Here is a 17,571-nt window from a genome sequence, read left to right as displayed (position 1 = left end):
TTGTTTTCTCAACAATAGTATACCCGTTTTTCTTGTATTGTGCTAGCCAATTAAGAAGTATCGTACGACTTGGGAGGCCGTATTCAAGAGAAACTCTATCTTTAGTCCAGCCTTCATGTAAGACTTTGTGAATCATTTCTTGTTTTAAATCAGGAGAATAGTAACGATTTTTTCCTTTTTTGACGAACTCTATTCCGTAACGATCAATCAATTTAATCATGTACCTAAGATTAGAATTATTTATCCCAAATTTATTTGAAAGCTTCTCTAAGCTATAGCCTTGTTTTCTAAGTTCATAGATCTGAACTTTATCATCATAAGTTAATTTCACAATAAAAGTACCCCAAAAGTTAGATTTTTTCTGTCTAACTTTTGGGGTGCAGTTCAGTATTATGCGCTTTTCTTTTTTACTCAACGTGGGTAGTTTGATTGGCAAAGGCGATAATAGCTTGCTTCAATTCATCTCCACTGAGAGTTCGGAACTCTTCAATTTTTTGATCGATGGCTTCCAGAGGCATGACATTAACCTTACCAACGAAAATCTTATCCATAACCTGGTTATCAACCAATTCGGTTGACACCAAGAGTTCTTCGTAAAGTTTTTCGCCTGGACGGATTCCAACTTCAACAATTGGAATTTCGCTTTCGGTGTGGCCACTTAGAAGCACCATTTTCTTAGCCAAGTCATAAATCTTGACTGGTTTGCCCATATCAAGGATAAAGACTTCTCCATCCTTGGCGTAAGCACCAGCATGGATAACCAAACGGCTAGCTTCTGGAATAGTCATAAAGTAACGGGTCATGCGGAAGTCTGTCACCGTTACAGGCCCACCTTCAGCAATCTGGCGTTCAAAGACTGGAATGACACTACCACGGCTACCAAGTACATTCCCAAAACGAACTGCACAGTAGGTTGATTGGCTACGTTGGTTAAAGCCAGTGACAATCAACTCAGCCACTCGCTTGGTTGCTCCCATAACATTTGGTGGATTAACTGCCTTATCTGTCGAAATCATAACCATCTTAGGTACTTTGGCTTCATCAACAGCCTTAGCAACATTGTAAGTTCCACGAATATTGTTTTTGAAGGCTTCTTTTGGATTGCGCTCCATCATAGGAACGTGCTTGTGGGCTGCCGCATGATAAACAATAGCTGGCTTGTACTGCTCAAAGACTTGCAACAGGCGGTCATAGTCTTGAATATCGGCAATAACTGGTACATAATCAATCCCTTGGAACTTGCGAATCAATTCATGATAAACAAGGTAGATTGAGTTTTCCCCATGACCGAGCAAGACGATGCGTTCAGGATTGAAGCGACTAACTTGGCGACAGATTTCAGAACCGATTGAGCCACCAGCACCTGTAACCAAGATTGTCTTACCTGTCAGTTCTGCGCCCAGACGCGATTCATCAAGACGAATTTCCTGACGTCCCAAAAGGTCCGTAATATCAATTTTTTGGAAGCCAGTACCTGCTTGGTGAAGTCCTTGAACAACCGTTTCAACCTTAGGCATCTTGTAACATTTGACTCCCAGCTTATTACACATCTGCAAGATACGTTCATATTCTGACGGGTCAAGCGACGGAATCGCAACGATAACACGCTCGATTTGATGGCGTTTGGCTAATTCAGGCAGATCATCATATGAACCCAAAACAGGGATTCCACCAAGTTTTTGGCCCTTTTTCTTAGAATCCTTGTCCAAAATACCGACAAGTTCTAATTCACTAGTTGGATGTTGGTAACTATCCATAAAGAGGGCTCCACCATCACCGGCACCAATCAAGAAGGTCCGACGGTGTTCTCCATCACCACTTCCCTTTTTGCGTTTAGAGTAGATTAACTGCCAAGTAATCCGTGGCAATAAAATCAAGAAAGTACTCAACAAGATAAAGAGAATGATGAAACGGATTGAAAAAAGTGGCAAGAAAGCATAGCAGATACTATATGACAAGATACTGCTAGCAGTCACACCAAAAAAGATTTTCATGAAATCCGTAATCTTGCTGTAACGACTAATACTAGCGTTCAGCCCCCAAAATCCAATCATCAATTGATAGAACAGGAAAGCCAAACTCGTATAGATGATGTAGTCAACAGGTGCTGGATTAATCAATCCGTAGAATAAAATATAAGATACAATGATGGAAACCACCATACTCAAAATATCAAATATTCCCCAGAAAACCTGTTTTTGTTGTTTATTTAAAATTTCCACCAGATCAATCACATAATCTGTGAGTTTTTTATTCATAGAAATTTACTCCTCCTTAAAAGAGCTGGATGATTATACTCAATGAAAATCAAAGAGCAAACTAGGAAACTAGCCGCAGGTTGCTCAAAACACTGTTTTGAGGTTGTAGATGGAACTGACGTAGTCAGTATCCTACACATACGGCAAGGCGACGTTGACGCGGTTTGAATTTGATTTTCGAAGAGCATTATATTGTTATTATAACACTTTTTCTCTAGTTTACGATTTGCTACAATCTTTTACTTGCTTTTTCGTAACAGTTTCATAAAAATAAACTGTCGGACAAATCCAGGACAAAGGGCAACAATCATCTGAATGGCAACACTCTTGGCGTACTCCAGGTAAGAAATTTGCCCTCTCTTCAGCATGCGCTGACGAGCTTGACGATAGAGTTTGAGGTAACGCAGTCCCCCACGACGCTCAAACATTCCTGCTCCAACACGAACCTTACACAAGATTTGATCCAGATTTCCAGTCTTGGCTCCTGCAGCAATCATGTTGAGCCAGAGGAGGTCATCCTCCATATAAAGGCCATCCTCATAGTTGCCTGCCTTGAGAACCATGTCCTTCTTGAACATGACAGTCATGTGGTTAAAGGCACTTCTCATCCTTTGATAAGCCACAATCTCTGCATGCTGGGTTGGAACACGACGGTAAGAAACAATCTCATCAGGATTGTCAATAAATTCTGCAATATGTCCACCTAATAGGTCGAGCTTGTCCTTCTCCATTAGCTGAACCTGTTTCTCAAAACGGTCTGGAACTGCTATATCATCCGTATCCATACGGGCAATAATATCATACTGACACTGCAAAACACCCTGTCGAAGAGCCAGACCCAAACCTTGATTCTGCTCAAGAGGATAGCGTTTCACTGGAATTTCAGACTGGGCTTCCACTTGGTTTAATACCTGATAGAGCTCAGGTGTCAAAGGCCCATCCTCAACCAGAACCAATTCGCTCGGTTTCAGAGTCTGATTTTGAACACTCTCAATAGCATCCTTTAAAAATGTCGGATTTTCCTTGATATAGACCGACATCAATACGCTGATTTTTTGCTTTTCAGACACAGTTTTTCTCCAATGTATAGATTTCCTTCCACTATTTTATCATAATTTTCAAGACTTTCCCATTTTTATCTTGAAAGCCCAAAACCTTACTTGACATTATAGGGAAAAAGCCTTAAAATAAGCTGTTATTAAAATCAGCTAGAAGAGGTATTATATGAAAAAGCAATCACTCTTTTTTGTTCCAGGTATTATCCTGATTGGTGTTTCCTTGCGGACTCCTTTTACTGTTTTACCCATTATTTTGGGAGATATTTCGCAAGGGTTGGGAGTAGAAGTTAGTTCGCTTGGTGTCTTGACCAGCCTTCCCCTCCTCATGTTTACCCTCTTCTCACTCTTTTCTACCCGACTGGCTCAAAAAATCGGCTTGGAGCATCTCTTCACCTACAGCCTTTTCTTCTTGACCATCGGTTCTCTCATTCGACTAATCAATCTGCCCCTGCTCTATCTAGGAACCTTGATGGTTGGGGCAAGTATCGCAGTCATCAATGTGCTGCTTCCTAGTCTCATCCAAGCCAATCAACCAAAGAAGATTGGTTTTCTGACCACCTTATATGTAACCTCTATGGGGATTGCGACGGCTCTGGCTTCCTATCTAGCCGTGCCTATTACACAAGCCAGTTCTTGGAAAGGACTTATCATCCTCCTCACCCTGCTCTGTCTAGCAACTTTTTTGGTCTGGCTCCCAAATCACCGCTATAATCACAGACTAGCTCCACAAACCAAACAAAAAAGCAAAGCAAAGGTCATGCGTAATAAACAGGTCTGGGCAGTGATTGTCTTTGCAGGTTTTCAATCCTTACTCTTTTACACCGCTATGACCTGGCTACCTACCATGGCCATCCATGCAGGCCTATCCAGTCACGAAGCTGGCTTGCTGACCTCTATCTTCTCCCTGATTAGCATTCCTTTTTCAATGACTATCCCAAGCCTGACAACCAGTTTATCTACTCGTAACCGTCAGCTCATGCTCACTCTGGTTTCACTAGCTGGTGTGGTCGGCATTTCCATGCTCTTTTTCCCAATCGGTAATTTCTTTTACTGGCTGTCCATCCATCTCCTTATCGGAACCGCAACTAGCGCCCTCTTCCCTTATCTCATGGTCAACTTTTCACTCAAGACAAGCGCCCCTGAAAAGACAGCCCAATTGTCCGGCCTATCTCAAACAGGAGGCTATATCCTAGCAGCCTTTGGACCAACCCTCTTTGGTTACAGTTTTGACCTTTTCCACTCTTGGGTACCAGCTGTAGCTGCCCTCTTACTCGTCGATATCCTGATGACTGTGGCCCTCTTTACAGTGGACAGAGCTGATAAAATCCTCTAAACTTCTAGTTTTGGCTAGAAGTTTTTTATATATAAAAATTTTACACATTTCTCTTGACAGGGCTTTCATTTAGATGTACAATGTATGTGTAGAAAAATTATATATAAAAATCTTACACATTAGAAAAGGAGGTTCCCCATGTACTTTCCAACATCCTCTGCCTTGATTGAATTTCTCATCTTGGCCGTACTGGAGCAGGATGATTCTTATGGTTATGAGATTAGCCAAACCATTAAGCTGATCGCTAATATCAAAGAATCTACACTCTATCCCATTCTCAAAAAATTGGAGGGCAATAGCTTTCTGACAACCTATTCTAGAGAGTTCCAAGGTCGCATGCGCAAATACTACTCCTTGACAAATGGTGGTATAGAACAGCTCGTGACCCTAAAAGATGAATGGGCACTTTATACAGACACCATCAATGGCATCATAGAAGGGAGTATCCGCCATGACAAGAACTGAATACCTGACTCAGCTAGAACTCTATCTCAAGAAACTACCTGAAGCTGATCGCATCGAAGCCATGGACTATTTCAGAGAACTCTTTGACGATGCTGGAGTCGAGGGAGAAGAAGAACTCATCGCTAGCTTGGGAACTCCTAAGGAAGCAGCCCACGAAGTTCTATCAAATCTTCTAGATAAAAAAATCAATGAAGCGCCTGCTCAAAAGAATAACCGACAAATTTTGCATATCGCCTTGTTAGCTTTGCTTGCAGCCCCTATTGGTATTCCTCTGGGAATCGCCATCCTCGTGTCCCTGTTCGCAATCCTTGTTGCTGCTTTGACTGTCATTCTGGCTTTCTTTGCAGTTTCCATACTTGGTATCATCGGCGGATTCCTATTTTTAGTTGAAAGTTTTACTGTCCTAGCCCAAGCTAAATCAGCCTTTATCTTGATTTTCGGTTCTGGTTTACTGGCTATCGGTGCTTCTTCGCTAGTCTTACTAGGTATTTCCTATGTAGCCCGCTTCTTCGGTCTACTCATTGTTCGCCTGGTGCAATTTGTTCTTAAAAAAGGAAAGAGAGGTGACCAGCATGCGTAAATGGACAAAAGGATTTCTCATTTTTGGTGTTGTGACTACCGTTATCGGCTTTGTCCTGCTCTTTGTAGGCATCCAATCTGACGGAATTAAGAGCCTACTTGCCATGTCCAAAGAACCTGTCTATGATAGCCGTACGGAAGAGCTAACCTTTGGCAAGGAAGTCGAAAACCTAGAAATTACTCTCCACCAACACGCGCTGACCATCACAGACTCTTTCGATGATCAAATCCACATTTCTTACCATCCATCTATTTCTGCTAACCATGATCTTATCACAAATCAGAACAATAAAACGCTGAGCCTAACGGATAAAAAACTGTCTGAAACTCAGTTTCTATCTTCTGGAATTGGTGGGATTCTCCATATCGCAAGTAGCTACTCTAGTCGTTTTGAAGAAGTTATTCTCCGACTACCAAAAGGGAGAAATCTAAAAGGAATCAACATCTCAGCCAATCGCAGACAAACCAGTATCACTAATGCTAGCCTTGAAAATGCGACCCTCAATACAAACAGCTATATCCTCCGAATTGAAGGAAGTCGTATCAAAAACAGTAAACTCACAACCCCTAATATCGTCAATATCTTTGATACAGATCTTACAGATAGTCAGCTAGAGTCAACAGAGAAGCACTTCCACGCTGAAAAAATCCAAGTACACGGTAAGGTGGAATTGATGGCGAAAACAGACCTACAACTGCTACTTTCCGAAGAAGAAAAACAAAGAATCAACTTAGATCTTTCAACAAAACATGGCTCTATTCTTCACTTTTTAAGAGAAGGAAGGCGTTCGTTTAACAACGAAGAAAACAAAGCTGAACGATTAAGCAATCCTTATAAAACAGAAAAAGCAGATGCAAAAGATCAACTCATCGCAAGGGCAGAACAGGATATCTATCTACTCAAATCAGAGGAACACGAGTCTTCTTCTAGAAATCGTTGACAAAAGCGCTTACATCTGCTAATGTAAAAATAGGCAACAACCAGAAAAAGGAGGTTCTACCATGAAACAAGAATGGTTTGAAAGTAATGATTTTGTAAAAACAACAAGCAAGAACAAGCCTGATGAACAGGCCCAAGATGTTGCAGACAAGGCTGAAGAAAGGATAGCCGATCTCGATACACCAATTGAAAAAAATACTCAAGTAGAGGAGGAAGTCTCTCAAGCTGAGGTAGAACTGGAAAGCCAGCAAGAAGAGAAAATTGAAGCTCCTGAAGACAGTGAAGCGAGAACAGAAATAGAAGAAAAGAAAGCATTAGATTCTACTGAGGAAGAGCAAGACCTTTCTAAAGAAACAGAAAAAGTCACTATAGCTGAAGAGAGTCAAGAAGCACTTCCTCAGCAAAAACCAACCACGAAAGAGCCCCTTCTTATCAGTCAATCCTTAGAAAGTCCCTATATCCCCGACCAAGCTCCAAAATCTACGGATAAATGGAAAGAGCAAGCGCTTGATTTTTGGTCTTGGCTAGTGGAAGCTCTCAAATCTCCTACGAGCAATCTTGAAACAAGTAGCACACACAGTTACACAGCCTTTCTCTTGCTCATTCTGTTTTCTGCATCTTCCTTTTTCTTTAGTATCTACCACATCAAACATGCTTACTATGGACATATAGCAACTATGCATAATCACTTTCCTGAACAATTTGCTTCATTAAATCTCTTTTCGATTATCTCTATCCTAGTAGCAACAACACTCTTCTTCTTTTCATTCCTCTTGGGTGGTTTCGTCGTGAGACGATTTATCCACCAGGAAAAAGACTGGACGCTAGAAAAGGTTCTCCAACAGTATAGTCAACTCCTGGCAATTCCAATCTTCCTCACTGCTATTGCTAGTTTCTTTGCCTTCTTTGATAGCCTGCGATTTACAGCCCTCTTGTGTGTGATTAGCATTGGAATCATTCTACTTGCCAGTCTCCATATCATTACAAGACCAAGTCAATCAAGTGAAACCGACTCCTTCTATCAATTATTCTTGTCTGTCCTTGTGAACGGAGTTATTATCCTCCTCTTCTTTGTAGCTGAAGTGACACTGATTGGAGATTATCTCCGTATCTTGGCCTTCCTTTAAACTTCATACTCTTCGAAAATCTCTTCAAACCACGTCAGCTTCGCCTTACCGTACTCAAGTACACCCTACGGCTAGCTTCCTAGTTTGATCTTTGATTTTCATTGAGTAGCAATCCTGTCTTTCATGGCAGGATTTTTTATATGTCAAAAAAGCAAGTCACTTGACCTGCTTTACTTTTCTTGTGCTAATGCTTTAAAATCTTTGTCTAAGATGGGTTGCACTTCTAATTGATTGGCATCTAGTTGGTGGTAAGATGCTGATGGTAGTGACTCTAGGAATTTTGCATAGTCTAAGCGGACAATGGCTTCATAGTCTTCTGGTTTAGAGCCGTCTCCTGTGATTTGAACCAAGTCAATCTCCCACTGCACTTCCTTATCCACCAATTGCTCAATATAGGCAGTAGGAACAAATGGTTCTCTCGGTAATACTGTCTTGACTCCTTGAGCCAGATGGTAAACACCGTGCACTTGGCCTTCTCCATCCTGATAGAAGGAAACTCTTGCAAAGTAGGCATCTGTCTCTTGAACCGCACGTACACGCGCTTCAAACTGAGCCAAGCCATTTTCCTCTAAAAAGCTTTTCAAGTCCTCATGACCAAAGAAAACAGGATTAAAAATTCCTTGGCAAATCGTAAAACGGGCTGCAGCGTCTGTCAGATGGGCTTGAATACTTGCTTGGAAATAAGCTTCAAAATCAAAACCATCTAGTCCTTCAATCTCAGTTCCTGTATAAGCAAGCAGAGCATCTAAAAATGATTTGATAATCTGCCAGTCTGTCTTCGTGAGTAGGTCAGGAAGATCGATACGGTAAGCCTTTTGACTATCAGCATAACTGACCTTAAAAAGAAATTGTGATTGCCCCACTATCGCACACTCGATATACTCAAGACGATTAAGAGGCTGACGGAGATAGATAGCATCATAGCTATGCGACTCCAAACCATCCACCAAGGCCAAGACGGACTTGGCAGTCAAAATCTCCTGTTGACCTAAAATGCTCTGTTTATTTGGAATAAAAAATGTTTTCGTCATAACTGGACTCCTTTGAAATCGTTTACACATAGTATACATTATTATCCTGAAAGATACAGAAACAAACTTTAGATTTTTGAGTAAAAAGCATAGAAAAACAGCCCCTAAGGACTGTTTAATCTTATACAGTAGCTGCTTGATCCAAGCTTTCACCGATAGCGGCTAGGCGCTCGACAACTTCAGCTTGTGTCAATTCATGTTCTGAAACATAGCGGTTACGTGGGTGAACACGGCACTCGTGTGAACATCCACGAAGGTATTTGTCTTCATTTTCTTCTGATGTCAAGATACGACGGTTACAGAATGGATTTCCACAGTTGACATAACGTTCACATGGTGTTCCATCAAACCAGTCTTTTCCTACGATGGTTGGGTTGACATGGTTAACATCTACGGCAATACGCTCGTCAAAGACGTACATTTTTCCATCCCAAAGTTCACCTTGGACTTCTGGGTCTTTACCGTAAGTTGCAATTCCTCCGTGCAATTGGCCGACATCTTTGTAGCCTTCACGGACCATCCAGCCTGAGAATTTCTCACAGCGAACGCCACCTGTACAGTAAACCACGACACGCTTGTCCATGAATTTTTCCTTGTTATCACGAACCCATTGTGGCAACTCACGGAAGTTGCGGATATCTGGGCGGATAGCCCCACGGAAGTGTCCTAGGTCGTACTCATAATCGTTACGTGTGTCAAGGACAACTGTATCTTCGTCAAGAAGAGCTTCTTTGAACTCTTTTGGAGACAAGTAAGCACCTGTTGTTTCAAGTGGGTTGATGTCATTGTCAAAGTCGTTGTCTTCCAAACCAAGGTGGACAATTTCTTTCTTATAGCGAACAAACATCTTCTTGAAAGCTTGTTCACTCTCTTCGTCAATCTTGAACCAGAGGTCTTCCATGCCTGGGAGGCTGTGAACGTAGTCCATGTATTTTTGAGTTGTTTCGTAATCACCTGAAACGGTTCCGTTAATTCCTTCGTCAGCGACTAGGATACGGCCTTTAAGGCCGATTGATTTACAGAAAGCCAAGTGGTCTGCAGCAAATTGCTCTGCATTTTCAATTGGAGTATAAAGGTAGTAAAGTAAGACACGAATATCTTTTGCCATAAGATTTGTTCTCTTTTCTATTCTTAAATTTTCAGAATTTTTCATCTAACTATACTAGTATACCTGCTTAAGAAAACGAATGCAATTTATTTGACTGAAAATTTATAGAAAGAGTCCTATCCCTGTACTTCATCAGTAGCCATAGCGAATAGCTGATAATTCTCTCAATTTTTTGATCTGCCTAGCTTGACTTTCTGACAGAATCAGCTTATTGTCAATCAACACACGTGAGATGTCAACATTCATTTGACTCAATATAAATGGGGTAGAAGTCCCATCGTCCTCTAATCGTCTTTTATAACTCACTAACAGATTTTTCAAAGGAGCAAGTTGAGGCGTATTGTTTATACCTTCCAATAGATGATTTATAATCGTCATGGCTTCACAACGTCTTTCGCTTCCTCCAGCAAACCATTTTAATGGTGTCATTCTCATTTTCCTCCTGAAACTCACTTATAAATTTGATAAACTATCATTCCTAACTCTCGCGCCAATATTTCACCCAAATACCCTGTATAAAAAAGTCAGCAAAAATGGTAATGTCGCGAAAATATTATTAATCACATAAGACGCATAAGCAGGATTGAAGTTTTAAAAAAGTAAAACTTAATCTTAACTACCGACTTAGCAACTAATCTAGCAAGCCACAATAAACCATCTCATTGAAATACTAGTCCTATCTAGACTGAACTTAAATTTTTGTTTAGAGGCTGGACAAAAACTCAATTTCAGGAGAAAACGAAGTAAATCTTCCCACAATAAAGCTGATATGATAAAAATCCTCATCGCTCCAAACAACACTATCCATGAAAGATTCATGAGTATGATCATCTGTAAAATCAAGACTCCCTAAAATCACATCTGCCAATTCTCCTAATGTTTCTTTTTTAGAAATCTGTATATTCCTGTAGCAACCTTTTCCAAGTTTTACGGAAATAACACCTCTCTTTTATTTTAGCATTAATTTGTCTAACTAGATCAGGTATAAATAGGAAAATGTACAGAAATTTTATGTTTCACGAGAAACACTCTATATCATCTATTATAAAAATGAGAGTATTAGGTATCTATCTGCTTGTCAGATAGTAGACCTACACTCTATCCCCATAGCAATTCACAAGTTTTTCCACAATTTGTTAATAACTAACTTAAAGTGTTTCTTACTTCCAAATTTATAGGAAATAATATATGTTTGGTCTATTAAATAGATTCAGTGAACTAATAGTAGCAGCAGAACACTGACAGTTATCCACACTTATCCACAACCTGTTAGTAACTTTTGTGAATAGTCTTATTTAAGCTAAGATTCATCTCTCACCATAACTAAAAAAGAGCCTGTTGCCAAGCTCTTTAGTCTATTATTTCTTCTCAGCGCGAAGGGCTGACAAGATTTGTGTGCGGATATCATCTACACCATTTGGCGTATTTGGTAAAAAGATAGTTTGATTTCCTTTAGAAGCAAAGGTATTCAAGGTATCCAAATACTGGTTAGTCAAGAGGATGGACATGATTTGCTCTTCTGTCATGCCAACATTGGCTTCCTTGAGTTCTGTGATAGACTCTGCCAATCCATCCACAATCGCCTTACGCTGTTGGGCAATCCCCACACCATGGAGGCGGTCTTTTTCTGCTTCGGCTTCAGCTGCAGTGACGATTTTAATCTTGTCGGCTTCAGCCAATTCTTGCGCTGCGACCCGCTTACGTTGCGCCGCATTGATTTCATTCATGGATTGCTTAACTTCTGCATCTGGTTCGACCTTGGTAATCAAGGTTTTCACGATAATATAACCGTAAGTAGTCATTTCTTCCGCCACTTGGTGTTGAACTTCAAGGGCAATCTCATCTTTTTTCTCAAACAATTCATCCAAGGTTAATTTTGGAACAGAAGAGCGAAGGGCGTCTTCGATATAAGATTTAATCTGAGATTCTGGACGCATGAGTTTATAGTAGGCATCTGTCACGCTCTGCTCATTAACACGGTACTGAGTCGCTACATTCATCATAACGAACACATTGTCCTTGGTCTTAGTCTCAACAACAATATCGCTTTGCAACAAGCGCAACTGAATCCGCGCTGCAATCGAGTCAATCCCAAAAGGCAAGCGAATATGAATGCCGCTATTGGCAACCTTTTGGAATTTCCCAAAGCGTTCAATAATCGCCACCGACTGCTGACGAACCACATAAACTGTACTCAGTGTGACTATCACCAATAGGAGCACACAAACCACCACAAAAATCATCAAAAATGTTGTTATCATCGCGACGACCTCCATCATTATTTTTTCCTGTATTATAGCACATTTAAAGAAGGCTGTGCAGTTTTTACTGCGATTTTTCCTGAAATGTCAATAATTAGAGGTGAATTGTCACATTGACGTCTAATCTCTTGCTAAAATAACTCTTTATAAAAGGCAATCGTTTCTTCTAAGGTTGGCATGAATGGATTTCCTGGCGCACATGCATCAATCAAGGCATTCTTAGAAAGATATTCAAAGTCGAAATCTTTTTCTTCAATACCAAGTTCAGTCAATTTCTTAGGAATACCTACTGTCTCAGAAAGTTTCTCAATCTCAGCAATTGCATAATCGGCACACTCTTCATCTGATTTACCTTCTACATGAAGTCCCAAGGCTTTAGCAACATTACGGAAAGCTTCTGGTACACGTTTAGCATTTTCACGTTCTATAACTGGTAACAACATGGCACAACAAACACCGTGTGGCAAATTATATACTGCGCCGAGTTGGTGAGCCATTGAGTGAACATAGCCCAGACCTGCATTGTTAAAGCTCATACCACCAAGGAAGATGGCATTGACCATACCTTCACGCGCTTCAATATCGTGTCCATTTGCTACAGCGCGAGGAAGATATTCCTTGATAAGCTCAATTGCTCCGATAGATAATTTCTTGGTCACATCATAAGCACCAGGTGTTACCAAAGCTTCAACAGCGTGAGTCAGAGCATCCATACCAGTAGCTGCAGTCAAGCCTTTAGGTTTGGAAAGCATGAGTTCCGGGTCATTAACAGAGATAAGAGCAAGGCTATTCTTGTCAACCATTACCATCTTAACCTTGCGTTCTTCATCAGTAATCACATAGTTAATGGTAATTTCTGCTGATGTACCTGCAGTAGTATTGATAGCTACAACAGGAAGACCTTTTTTAGCAGATTTATGAAGTCCTTCATAATCCTGTGGTTTTCCACCATTTGTAGCCATGATAGAGATACAACTAGCTGCATCCTGTGGAGAGCCCCCACCAAGACTGATGATAAAATCACATCCATGTTCTTGCAAAGCAGCTACCCCATCTGTGACATTCTTACAAGTAGGGTTTGGCTCTACATCGCTAAAGATGACATATTCGATTCCTTCTGCATCTAGTGGTTTTAAAACCTTAGGTAAAATGTCACTTCCTTCGATAAACTTATCTGTCACCAAAAGTGCCTTTTTATAGCCAAGTTCCTTGATATAAGGACCTACTTCATTTACAACACCTTTACCAATAAGGTTGACTGCCGGAACATAAAATGTAGCCATATAATTTTCCTCCTGCGCCTTCGCGCTATATATTTAACATCATTATATTACTTTTTGTATTCGTTTTCAATTATTTGTGAATTGTTTAACAAATAATTTTAAAAGGAGTGAAATTTGATTATTATTTATAAGATCCTTTCCCAATATGATACTCTGCTCCTTGAAACAAAATTGCATCTACCAAAGATAACAGCTATAGGCTATCCGCCGACACATGAAATGGGCTACACATCAGCCCCTATTTCAAAAAACCGACTAGCTCCTATGAACTAGTCGATTTCTCATCAATGCGCCAACATTTCTTGGGCAATTTCTTGGCCAGATAGGTTATCTGGGTAGTAGGTTGGCCAGTTATCCATTTCTTCAAAGAGGGCTTCTTGGCTTGTGCCTCCAAAGAAGATATGGAAGTGTTCTGCCTTAACTGGGGCGATATTGTGGTCACTAAACTGAACATACTTGAATTGTCCAGCATCCGCATCTGTCGCTTCAAAGAGGAAGCGCACGCCACGATTTCCTTTCTTATAAGTCAAGATTTTCTTACCAACATACTTGTAGGTGAATTTCTTACTTTGTCCACCTTGAACAAATTCCATAGTGTTATCAGTGATATTAATCTTAGTCACATCTGTCTGATAGCCTTTTGTATAGTAGGCCTTGTACTCAGCCTGAGTCATCTTACCTGTCAACTTAGCCTTGTAATCAAACACTTGATCAAAAGTACCATCTTCAAGGAAAGGATAAACTGATTGCCAGTTACCTGCATAGTCACTCAAGGTGCGATCCTTGACATCTGCATCCTCAAAGTAACCATTTTGGACTGTCTTGGTATCCTCTGCCTTTTCAGGCTCGATTGCTGGGCCTTCTTGGTCCGTTGTTTGTTTCAAAGCCTTGAGGTTTTTCTCCATCACGGAAATGTAGTTTTCTCCAGCCTTGGTGTCCTCTTCTGTCAGACTTTCTAAAGGATTAAGGACATCAGTTTTGACACCTGCCTCTTTTGAAAGTGTGTTAGCAAGGGCCTGTGAGGCATTTTCTTCAAAGTAGATATAGGCAATTTTATTTTTCTTGACATACTCTGTCAATTCTGCCAAGCGAGCTGCTGATGGCTCTGCATCTGGAGAAAGGCCTGAGATTGCAACTTGTTTGAGTCCATAGTCCAAGGCGAGATAGTTAAAGGCTGCGTGTTGAGTCACAAAGCTCTTTTGTTTGGCTTGAGACAATCCTTCTGCATACGCCTTATCCAAGGCTTGTAATTTTTCGATATAGGCAGCAGCATTCTTCTCAAAGGTCTCTTTTTTATCAGGATAATCTGCTGATAAACTGTCACGGATGTGCTCTACTAGTTTAATGGCACGAACTGGTGATAACCAAACATGGGGATCGAACTCATGGTGATGGCCTTCTTCTCCATGGTCATGGTCTCCCTCTTCTTCCTCACCACCTGGCAAGAGCAACATATCGCCTGTCGCCTTGATGGTTTTCACCTTTTTCTTATCCAAAGTATCTAGTAATTTAGGAACCCATGTTTCCATGTTTTCATTTTCATAAACGAAGGTATCTGCGTCTTGGATTTTGGCAACTGCCTTGGCAGACGGTTCATATTCATGGGGTTCTGTACCAGCACCGATGAGAAGCTCTACATTAGCCGTATCTCCTGCGACTTGCTTGGTAAATTCATAGACAGGGTAAAAGGTTGTCACAATATTTAGTTTGCCATCTGCCTGCTTTTGATTGGAACAAGCCACTAAAAACAAGGCACATAGACTGGCGAGTAATAAGCTAATTTTTTTCATGTTCATCTCCTATTTGATAAAACGTCTTACTAAACTGATTAGCAAGAAAACAGTTACAAAAATAATGGTAATACTTGCACTTGCAGGTGTTTCTGCATAGTAGGAAATGTAAAGTCCTGCTACCATTCCCAAAAATCCAATAGCACTGGCAAGCAGCATAACCGATTTAAAGTTTTTCCCCAGACGCAGGGCAATACTAGCTGGTAAGACCATAATGGTCGATACCAGAAGAGCTCCCGCAGCTGGAATCATAAGGGCAATGGCCACCCCCGTCACCATGTTAAAAAGAATGGACATGGTACGAACTGGCAAGCCATCCACAAAGGCCGTATCCTCATCAAAGGTCAAAATATACATCGGACGAAGGAAGAGGAAGGTCAAAATCAAAACAACCGCCGCAATGACAAAGAGGGAAATAACCTGCTCTTCGCTGATAGTCACGATCGAACCAAAAAGATATTGGTCCAAACTCATAGAACTCGAGCTTTTACCCTTGCTCATGACAATCAGAGAAACAGCCAGTCCTGTCGACATGAGGATAGCTGTCCCGATTTCCATAAAGTTCTTGTAAACCGTACGGAGATACTCCAGGAAGACTGCCGCAATCAAGACAATGGCAATAGTAGAAATAGTCGGAGAAATCCCCAGAACCAGACCAAAGGCTACACCCGAAAGCGAGACGTGGCTGAGGGTATCACTCATCAAACTCTGACGACGCAAGATAAGGAAGGTTCCCAATACCGGCGAGAAAAGACTCATAGCAATAACAGCCAGAAAGGCGCGTTGCATAAAGTCGTAAGATAATAAACTAAGCATGGCCCACCTCCTGGTCATTCTCATGAACGTTGAAACAACGCCATGGTGAGTCTTGGTTACGGACTAGATGGATATTGCGGTCCGCATAGTCCTTAACTTCTTCAGGGTCATGGGTAATCATCAAAACAGCCTTGCCATGATGATGGGCGCTGTGGTGCATGAGTTCGTAAAATTCATTTTTACTTCCTGCATCCATCCCCGTTGTCGGCTCATCTAGGATAAATACATCTGGGTCAGAAGCAAACATACGCGCGATCACCGCTCGCTGCTTTTGTCCTCCAGATAGAGACCCCAAGCGTTTGTCTCGGTGTTCCCACATACCAACTGAGTCTAAACTGGCCTTGATATGCTCCTCATCATGAGCATTCAAACGACGGAACCAGCCTTTTCGCGGATAGCGACCTGACTTGACAAACTCATAAACCGTACTTGGAAAACCTGCGTTAAAACTGGCAATCTGTTGAGGAAGATAGGCTATTCTCAATTTCTTACCCTGCGTATTTGTCGTTGAAATAGTCACCTTTCCAATGCGTGGCTGAAGGATTCCAAGACTGGCCTTAATCAGTGTCGTCTTAGCTGCCCCATTCTCCCCTGTCAAGGTAACAAATTCCCCACTATCAACACTATAATTGATATGTTCAAGAACGGGCTCCTTATCATAATAGAAGGATAAATCCTCTACCGTAATATATCTCATTATTTGATTTCTCCTACTAAAGCAGTCAAAAACCGCTGAATAACTTTTTGTTCATTTGGAGTAAACTGAGTCGCCACTTGTTCATAGGTTAAAAGTGTATGCTCATGGTGATGATGGTGCTCCTCAGCGATTGGACGAGCCAAATCAGTCAACTGATAAAAAATCACACGCGCATCCTTAGGATCTTTAGATGTTTCCAACATTCCTTCCTTGACCAAAGACTTAATGGCCTTGGTAACTGCCGCCTGACTGACATTGAGGCGACGGGCCAACTCTGAATTTGTTAAAGATTCCTCTGACAAGAGCATGAGAATGTGCTCCTGAGTATTGGTCAGGGCCACCTCGCTAGTACAATGACCTATTAGGATTTCATGCTGATTTTCCGCCTGCAAAATCACCTCATTTAAAAAGGCATCGATATCCTTCGCTAGCTGTCTCATATCTGACTCCTTTCCTTTTGGACTTCTCTTTATTTTAAGAGAAAAATACTATTCTTTGATATTTTATTTACCAGTTAATTATATCACAAGCAAAAAAAGAGTCAAGAAAAAACGTGAAAACTAGTTTCGGCTCTATAATATTTGTAGTGGGTAAATCCCCTATGGATATTATGGAGCCTATTTTGTTGTAGAAAAAAAGGGCTCTATAATATTTGTAGTGGGTAAATCCCCTATGGATATTATGGAACCTATTTTGTTGGGTTCTATAATATTTGTAGTGGGTAAATCCCCTATGGATATTATGGAGCCTATTTTGTTGTAGAAAAAAAGTCCCATAAGATCTATAATGAAAAGCGACAAAACAACTCATTAGAAAGATTCATAT

The 17,571-nt window shown here is 40.9% G+C and carries 18 protein-coding genes and 1 pseudogene; 5 read left to right on the top strand and 14 right to left on the bottom strand.

What is annotated here, in order from left to right; translation table 11 throughout:
• The 3 genes from GEZ85_RS07750 to GEZ85_RS07740 form a co-directional block, all read right to left on the bottom strand.
• The coding region (locus GEZ85_RS07750) for a transposase (RefSeq protein ID WP_322741874.1) at nucleotides 1-331 on the bottom strand (331 nt) is incomplete at its 3' end.
• A 76-nt stretch (nucleotides 332-407) separates the two neighbouring features.
• Nucleotides 408-2,258, bottom strand: coding sequence for a polysaccharide biosynthesis protein (locus tag GEZ85_RS07745; protein ID WP_001035713.1), 1,851 nt, complete (start codon nucleotides 2,256-2,258; stop codon nucleotides 408-410).
• Between the two features lie 239 nt (nucleotides 2,259-2,497).
• Nucleotides 2,498-3,328 (bottom strand): glycosyltransferase, encoded by an 831-nt coding sequence (locus GEZ85_RS07740; RefSeq protein WP_049502588.1) that lies wholly within the window; start codon nucleotides 3,326-3,328, stop codon nucleotides 2,498-2,500.
• A 154-nt stretch (nucleotides 3,329-3,482) separates the two neighbouring features.
• Between GEZ85_RS07740 and GEZ85_RS07735 the strand changes: the two genes are divergently transcribed.
• From GEZ85_RS07735 to GEZ85_RS07715, 5 genes are all read left to right on the top strand, one after another.
• Nucleotides 3,483-4,649, top strand: coding sequence for a CynX/NimT family MFS transporter (locus GEZ85_RS07735; protein WP_153208801.1), 1,167 nt, complete (start codon nucleotides 3,483-3,485; stop codon nucleotides 4,647-4,649).
• 138 nt (nucleotides 4,650-4,787) lie between these two features.
• On the top strand, nucleotides 4,788-5,114 hold the full coding sequence (locus GEZ85_RS07730) for a PadR family transcriptional regulator (RefSeq protein ID WP_000273858.1): 327 nt from the start codon (nucleotides 4,788-4,790) through the stop codon (nucleotides 5,112-5,114).
• Entirely contained in the window at nucleotides 5,101-5,694 is a 594-nt protein-coding gene (locus GEZ85_RS07725; RefSeq protein WP_000198685.1) for a DUF1700 domain-containing protein, read from the top strand. The genes GEZ85_RS07730 and GEZ85_RS07725 overlap by 14 nt, the downstream gene beginning before the upstream one ends.
• Nucleotides 5,687-6,634 (top strand): DUF4097 family beta strand repeat-containing protein, encoded by a 948-nt coding sequence (locus GEZ85_RS07720; RefSeq protein ID WP_153208803.1) that lies wholly within the window; start codon nucleotides 5,687-5,689, stop codon nucleotides 6,632-6,634. Before GEZ85_RS07725 ends, GEZ85_RS07720 begins: the two co-directional genes overlap by 8 nt.
• 61 nt (nucleotides 6,635-6,695) lie before the next feature.
• Nucleotides 6,696-7,760 carry a DUF6574 domain-containing protein gene (locus GEZ85_RS07715; RefSeq protein ID WP_153208805.1) on the top strand — a complete coding sequence of 355 codons (1,065 nt, stop codon included), beginning with the start codon at nucleotides 6,696-6,698 and terminating at the stop codon, nucleotides 7,758-7,760.
• 170 nt (nucleotides 7,761-7,930) lie between these two features.
• Here GEZ85_RS07715 and GEZ85_RS07710 read toward each other — a convergent pair whose 3' ends face one another.
• The 11 genes and pseudogenes from GEZ85_RS07710 to adcR form a co-directional block, all read right to left on the bottom strand.
• Complete coding sequence (locus GEZ85_RS07710; RefSeq protein ID WP_153208807.1) at nucleotides 7,931-8,791, bottom strand: DUF4299 family protein; 861 nt, start codon at nucleotides 8,789-8,791, stop codon at nucleotides 7,931-7,933.
• A 121-nt stretch (nucleotides 8,792-8,912) separates the two neighbouring features.
• Entirely contained in the window at nucleotides 8,913-9,899 is a 987-nt protein-coding gene (gene trhO / locus GEZ85_RS07705) for an oxygen-dependent tRNA uridine(34) hydroxylase TrhO (protein WP_001030020.1), read from the bottom strand.
• A gap of 132 nt (nucleotides 9,900-10,031) precedes the next feature.
• Nucleotides 10,032-10,328, bottom strand: coding sequence for a bacteriocin immunity protein (locus GEZ85_RS07700; RefSeq protein WP_194251541.1), 297 nt, complete (start codon nucleotides 10,326-10,328; stop codon nucleotides 10,032-10,034).
• 69 nt (nucleotides 10,329-10,397) lie between these two features.
• Nucleotides 10,398-10,481, bottom strand: a pseudogene (locus GEZ85_RS07695) (CPBP family intramembrane glutamic endopeptidase); the annotation flags it as partial.
• A 121-nt stretch (nucleotides 10,482-10,602) separates the two neighbouring features.
• Nucleotides 10,603-10,767 carry a hypothetical protein gene (locus tag GEZ85_RS07690; protein ID WP_153208810.1) on the bottom strand — a complete coding sequence of 55 codons (165 nt, stop codon included), beginning with the start codon at nucleotides 10,765-10,767 and terminating at the stop codon, nucleotides 10,603-10,605.
• Nucleotides 10,768-11,257: 490 nt separating this feature from the next.
• Nucleotides 11,258-12,142: an SPFH domain-containing protein gene (locus GEZ85_RS07685; protein ID WP_060628745.1), complete on the bottom strand. Its 885-nt coding sequence runs from the start codon at nucleotides 12,140-12,142 to the stop codon at nucleotides 11,258-11,260.
• A gap of 149 nt (nucleotides 12,143-12,291) precedes the next feature.
• Nucleotides 12,292-13,443, bottom strand: coding sequence for an iron-containing alcohol dehydrogenase (locus GEZ85_RS07680; RefSeq protein WP_153208812.1), 1,152 nt, complete (start codon nucleotides 13,441-13,443; stop codon nucleotides 12,292-12,294).
• 284 nt (nucleotides 13,444-13,727) lie between these two features.
• Nucleotides 13,728-15,233 carry a zinc ABC transporter substrate-binding lipoprotein AdcA gene (gene adcA / locus GEZ85_RS07675; RefSeq protein WP_000724064.1) on the bottom strand — a complete coding sequence of 502 codons (1,506 nt, stop codon included), beginning with the start codon at nucleotides 15,231-15,233 and terminating at the stop codon, nucleotides 13,728-13,730.
• A 9-nt stretch (nucleotides 15,234-15,242) separates the two neighbouring features.
• Complete coding sequence (locus GEZ85_RS07670) at nucleotides 15,243-16,049, bottom strand: metal ABC transporter permease (protein WP_045612455.1); 807 nt, start codon at nucleotides 16,047-16,049, stop codon at nucleotides 15,243-15,245.
• Nucleotides 16,042-16,746, bottom strand: a complete 705-nt coding sequence (locus tag GEZ85_RS07665) for a metal ABC transporter ATP-binding protein (protein WP_125443258.1) — start codon at nucleotides 16,744-16,746, stop codon at nucleotides 16,042-16,044. The genes GEZ85_RS07670 and GEZ85_RS07665 overlap by 8 nt, the downstream gene beginning before the upstream one ends.
• On the bottom strand, nucleotides 16,746-17,186 hold the full coding sequence (adcR, locus tag GEZ85_RS07660) for a zinc-dependent transcriptional regulator AdcR (protein WP_001249308.1): 441 nt from the start codon (nucleotides 17,184-17,186) through the stop codon (nucleotides 16,746-16,748). The genes GEZ85_RS07665 and adcR overlap by 1 nt, the downstream gene beginning before the upstream one ends.
• Nucleotides 17,187-17,571 lie beyond the last annotated feature (385 nt).

This window comes from Streptococcus mitis, assembly GCF_009496205.1.
In the GTDB taxonomy this organism is placed as follows: Bacteria; Bacillota; Bacilli; order Lactobacillales; family Streptococcaceae; genus Streptococcus; species Streptococcus mitis_BN.
The sequence above is the reverse complement of the archived record's forward strand: the minus strand, read 5'-3'. Positions and strand labels throughout refer to the sequence as shown.

Coding starts and splice junctions, on each gene's coding strand:
- GEZ85_RS07745 (WP_001035713.1), bottom strand. CDS start 2,258: ATGAATAAAAAACTCACAGATTATGTGATTGATCTGGTGGAAATTTTA.
- GEZ85_RS07735 (WP_153208801.1), top strand. CDS start 3,483: ATGAAAAAGCAATCACTCTTTTTTGTTCCAGGTATTATCCTGATTGGT.
- GEZ85_RS07730 (WP_000273858.1), top strand. CDS start 4,788: ATGTACTTTCCAACATCCTCTGCCTTGATTGAATTTCTCATCTTGGCC.
- GEZ85_RS07725 (WP_000198685.1), top strand. CDS start 5,101: ATGACAAGAACTGAATACCTGACTCAGCTAGAACTCTATCTCAAGAAA.
- GEZ85_RS07720 (WP_153208803.1), top strand. CDS start 5,687: ATGCGTAAATGGACAAAAGGATTTCTCATTTTTGGTGTTGTGACTACC.
- GEZ85_RS07715 (WP_153208805.1), top strand. CDS start 6,696: ATGAAACAAGAATGGTTTGAAAGTAATGATTTTGTAAAAACAACAAGC.
- GEZ85_RS07710 (WP_153208807.1), bottom strand. CDS start 8,791: ATGACGAAAACATTTTTTATTCCAAATAAACAGAGCATTTTAGGTCAA.
- trhO (WP_001030020.1), bottom strand. CDS start 9,899: ATGGCAAAAGATATTCGTGTCTTACTTTACTACCTTTATACTCCAATT.
- GEZ85_RS07700 (WP_194251541.1), bottom strand. CDS start 10,328: ATGACACCATTAAAATGGTTTGCTGGAGGAAGCGAAAGACGTTGTGAA.
- GEZ85_RS07685 (WP_060628745.1), bottom strand. CDS start 12,142: ATGATTTTTGTGGTGGTTTGTGTGCTCCTATTGGTGATAGTCACACTG.
- GEZ85_RS07680 (WP_153208812.1), bottom strand. CDS start 13,443: ATGGCTACATTTTATGTTCCGGCAGTCAACCTTATTGGTAAAGGTGTT.
- adcA (WP_000724064.1), bottom strand. CDS start 15,233: ATGAAAAAAATTAGCTTATTACTCGCCAGTCTATGTGCCTTGTTTTTA.
- GEZ85_RS07670 (WP_045612455.1), bottom strand. CDS start 16,049: ATGCTTAGTTTATTATCTTACGACTTTATGCAACGCGCCTTTCTGGCT.
- GEZ85_RS07665 (WP_125443258.1), bottom strand. CDS start 16,746: ATGAGATATATTACGGTAGAGGATTTATCCTTCTATTATGATAAGGAG.
- adcR (WP_001249308.1), bottom strand. CDS start 17,186: ATGAGACAGCTAGCGAAGGATATCGATGCCTTTTTAAATGAGGTGATT.